4 protein-coding genes and 1 pseudogene are annotated in these 3,717 nt (G+C 52.7%); all 5 read left to right on the top strand.

Features of this window, described 5'->3' with window-relative positions; translation table 11 throughout:
• A pseudogene (locus KKC1_RS16465) lies at positions 1 to 572 on the top strand (hypothetical protein); the annotation flags it as partial.
• A gap of 14 nt (positions 573 to 586) precedes the next feature.
• Entirely contained in the window at positions 587 to 1,291 is a 705-nt protein-coding gene (locus tag KKC1_RS15590; RefSeq protein WP_088555342.1) for a metal-dependent hydrolase, read from the top strand.
• A 100-nt stretch (positions 1,292 to 1,391) separates the two neighbouring features.
• The gene (locus KKC1_RS15585) at positions 1,392 to 1,871 is read left to right on the top strand and encodes an N-acetyltransferase (protein WP_088555341.1); all 480 of its coding nucleotides are present in this window, start codon (positions 1,392 to 1,394) and stop codon (positions 1,869 to 1,871) included.
• A gap of 123 nt (positions 1,872 to 1,994) precedes the next feature.
• The gene (locus KKC1_RS15580; RefSeq protein WP_088555340.1) at positions 1,995 to 2,813 is read left to right on the top strand and encodes an amidohydrolase family protein; all 819 of its coding nucleotides are present in this window, start codon (positions 1,995 to 1,997) and stop codon (positions 2,811 to 2,813) included.
• Between the two features lie 395 nt (positions 2,814 to 3,208).
• Positions 3,209 to 3,717, top strand: a 509-nt coding sequence (locus tag KKC1_RS16460) for a metal ABC transporter solute-binding protein, Zn/Mn family (protein WP_192868296.1), incomplete at its 3' end; no start/stop codon positions are given.

The raw sequence follows: 3,717 nt of genomic DNA, 5'->3' as shown, positions 1-3,717 counted from the left end.
TGGAAGACCTTAGGGAAGAACATTTTCGGCATTTTCTGGCCTACTGGTTCATCCGCCATACCCGTGGCAAGGTGCGGGCGTCGGCAGGAAAGATGATGGCTGTGCTGGAAAAGTTCTGCCGGTGGGTCTATGCCCACCACGGGATTGAACTTCCCCGCCTTTACGCACCGGTACGGGAGGCATTAGAGGAGGCCCTTCCCCGGCTGTACAGGTTGGAGCAGGTATTGAGTCCTTTCCGGGGAGACCCGTACACCTGTTATGTGGCAGCACTGGAGGGGAAGGAAAAGGCCAGGGAAATGGGCTTATTAGCCAATGCCCCCTATTTGGCCAGGGTGCAGGGCAACTTTGAAGTGGTTGCCGTTTTGCTGGACTGTCGAGCAGGTCTTAAACGATTAAGGGACGGCCGGGATGTAGGTCCGGTACAGCTTCCTAGGGAAGCGGAGGGCCTGTTGGAGAAAGGCGACATTTTACACCTGGAGTTGGGGCAGAAGGACTTTGAGTGGGAAGTGTTGGAGAGCGGCTTCTGCTACCCGGCGTTGGCCCGGGAATTTTTACAACAGGAAGAATTATAGGAGGAGGTTGTCAGATGGTTACTGTTACCTTTCACGGGCATGCTTGTTTTTGTATTACCGGTGAGAAACACAGGGTGATTATTGACCCGTGGCTTACGGGCAACCCCCAGGCGGACATGAAGGTGGAAGAAGTTCAGAATATCGATGCAGTTCTGGTTACCCACGGTCATGCCGACCACCTGGGGGATGCGGTGGAGATTTCTAAAAAATGCGACGCTATCGTGGTTGCCCCATATGAGCTGGCCACCTTCTGTGAGCGCCGGGGGGCTAAAGTCCATCCCATGCATATAGGAGGGGCTCGCCGGTTTGAATTCGGCTGGGTTAAGCTGACCCAGGCGCTGCACGGCTCGGCCGTCGTGGACGGAGGGGGCACCCACTACACCGGTAATCCGTGTGGCTTTCTCCTCGAGATGGATGGCCGGGTTATTTATCATGCCGGCGACACGGGCCTGTTCGGGGACATGAGAATCCTAAGCGAGACCCTGCCGAATGGAAAAAAGATCGATGTGGCCCTACTGCCCATCGGGGATAACTTTGTCATGGGGCCGGAGGATGCTTTTACCGCGGCCCGGTGGATACAGCCGCATATAGTTGTTCCCATGCACTACAATACCTTCCCGGTAATTGAGCAGGATCCCTACCAGTTTAAAGAGCGCGTGGAAAAAGAACTAGGCCTTGAGTGCAGGGTGCTTAAACCGGGAGAAGGATTTGACCTGTAGTCGCGAGGGGTATAGAGTAACATCGAGCTGAAGAAAAATATTGCATATTTATCCAAACCCCTGTATAATTATTAGTATCAATTTTGCAGGGGTGAAGGATATGAATATCCGCAAGGCCCATATCCGGGACATTCCGGCTATCCAGGAACTGATAAACGTTTATGCCAGCCAGGGGTTGATGCTTCCCCGTTCTCTCAATTCCCTTTGCGAGGGGCTGAGAGATTTCCTGGTGGTAGAAGAAGCGGGGAAGATCGTGGGAGTGGGGGCATTGCATATCCTCTGGACCGACCTGGCGGAGATAAGGTCCCTGGCCATCGCCCCGGAGAGGGTGAAAAACGGCCTGGGTTTGAAAATTGTGCGGGCTCTGCTGGAAGAAGCCCGGCAGTTGGGAATAGAAAAGGTCTTCACCCTTACCTACCAGCCGGGATTTTTTGAAAAATGCGGGTTTCACAGGGTGCCGAAAGATGCTTTGCCCCAAAAAGCATGGAAAGAATGCTTTGACTGCGTCAAATTCCCCAACTGCGACGAAGTGCCGCTCCTAATTGAATTAAAGGACATCCAGCCCAATCAAACCGGGTGACACCACCCGGTTATTTTTTATGACCGTCGGGTGCCGGGAATCAACCATTCGTCGCCGGGTAATAGTTAGGTATGGGGCCGGGTGTTATAATAAGTTTCACCACAGGGCAAATGGGGTGGTAAGGTGGTAGGCGGTTATCCGTTATGGGACGCTCATACACACCTGTTTCCGGAACGACTGTTTCAGGCCATCTGGCGCTGGTTTGACCGCCGGGGTTGGAGGATACCTTTTAAGGAACCGACGGCCCGGCTGATACAGTCTTTGACGGAAATAGGGGTAGAAAAGGCCTTTTTTCTGACTTACGCTCATAAACCGGGTATGTCGCTGGAACTCAACCGCTGGATGAAGTCCGTGGTAGAAAAGTATCCCATGCTGGTACCTTTTGGTTCCATCCACCCGGAAGACGAGAATCTTGAGGAAGTCATCAGCAAAACACTGGACGAGTGGAATTTTTGCGGTTTCAAAATTCACCTGTTGGTTCAGGACCTGGCTGCCGACGATCCCGGACTTTTTCCTATCTATGAGGCCCTGGAAGAAAGGGGGAAGGTTCTGGTCATCCATGCGGGCGGGTTTCCCTTTGAGGATGACCCGGAGGCCCCCCGCCGGCTGGCCCGCGTTTTCCGCAAGTTTCCTCGGTTGAAGGCTCAGGTGGCCCATATGGGTATGTTCCGCATGGAACAGACACTGGAACTGGTAGAGGAATACCCCGGTATCTACCTGGATACGGCCTATGTCTTTGGCAACCCTGAGCTACCGCTCAGGGTCAACAGAATGGAAGAGATTCTGCATACGTACCGGGAGCGGATAATCTTCGGAAGCGATTTCCCCATCATGGAATTTCACCCTTTGAGCAGTGTAAAGGCTTTATTGGATTTGAAGCTACCGGATGAAATTTACCGGCAGATCTTTCGGGAGAATGCGCGGCAGTTAGTTGAGGGTTGATGTAGCTCTACTGTTCGCAGCGAAGCGACATGGAATCGAGCTTTGCTGGGGGATGTAGGCGTCGGCTCCGGAGGTTCTCGGCTGGCAAACTAGCGCTCGGGTCTCGCTACCTACATCCCCCAGTCCCCGCCAAATGGCTTTAAGTTTGGCCTGCGCAGATTTCCGGAACCAATGCAAATAATAGAGCTGCCTCGTGAAGAATGGGGGTATAGGCGAGAACAAATAGCGCCAGAATTTACTGGAAAGATTTGTATATCAAGCTGGGGACGGTTCTTGACTTGAATGGTCTACTGGCGGCGAGGGGCAAAATAAGGCGGGGAATATTGATTAAAGGAGGTGCATATAATATAATAAAAATGCAAATGCAAATTACTTGCAATTAGAGGTAAGGTCTTATGAAAAAGATTTTTCTGGGAGCACTCTTGACAGTTTATCTGTTGGTCTCCGGTGGATGTGGCGTCCAATCTCCGGAGCCTACTTCCGCTGGGAAGATACTTGTCGCTACTACCATTTACCCTCTATATGACTTTGCCAATAAGATAGGCGGTGAACGGATCCGGCTGGTTAACCTGATACCTCCGGGGGTTGAAGCCCACGACTGGGAGCCCGGGGTGCAGACCCTGGTTCGGTTAAATGAGGCCCGGGTTTTAATATATAACGGCCTGGGCATGGAACCGTGGCTGGAAAAGGTTTTGGAAGCGCTGGAAAACCCGGACCTGATAGTAGTTAATGCTTCAGAGGGATGGGAAGCAGTGGCGGAAAAGCGCGGGGAGGAACCGGCGGTCGGGCAAATGTCCGGGCCGGACCCACATATATGGCTGGACCCGGTAGTGGCCGTAAAAATGGCGCAAAACATTAAGGAAGGCCTGGTTAAAGCAGACCCGTCCCGCCGGGAATATTATGA

It is taken from the genome of Calderihabitans maritimus (genome assembly GCF_002207765.1).
Lineage (GTDB): Bacteria > Bacillota > KKC1 > Calderihabitantales > Calderihabitantaceae > Calderihabitans > Calderihabitans maritimus.
This window is presented reverse-complemented; position numbering and strand designations above follow the sequence as displayed.

Excerpts from the sequence above, each read along its gene's own strand:
- KKC1_RS15590 (WP_088555342.1), top strand. The coding sequence starts at position 587 with ATGGTTACTGTTACCTTTCACGGGCATGCTTGTTTTTGTATTACCGGT.
- KKC1_RS15585 (WP_088555341.1), top strand. The coding sequence starts at position 1,392 with ATGAATATCCGCAAGGCCCATATCCGGGACATTCCGGCTATCCAGGAA.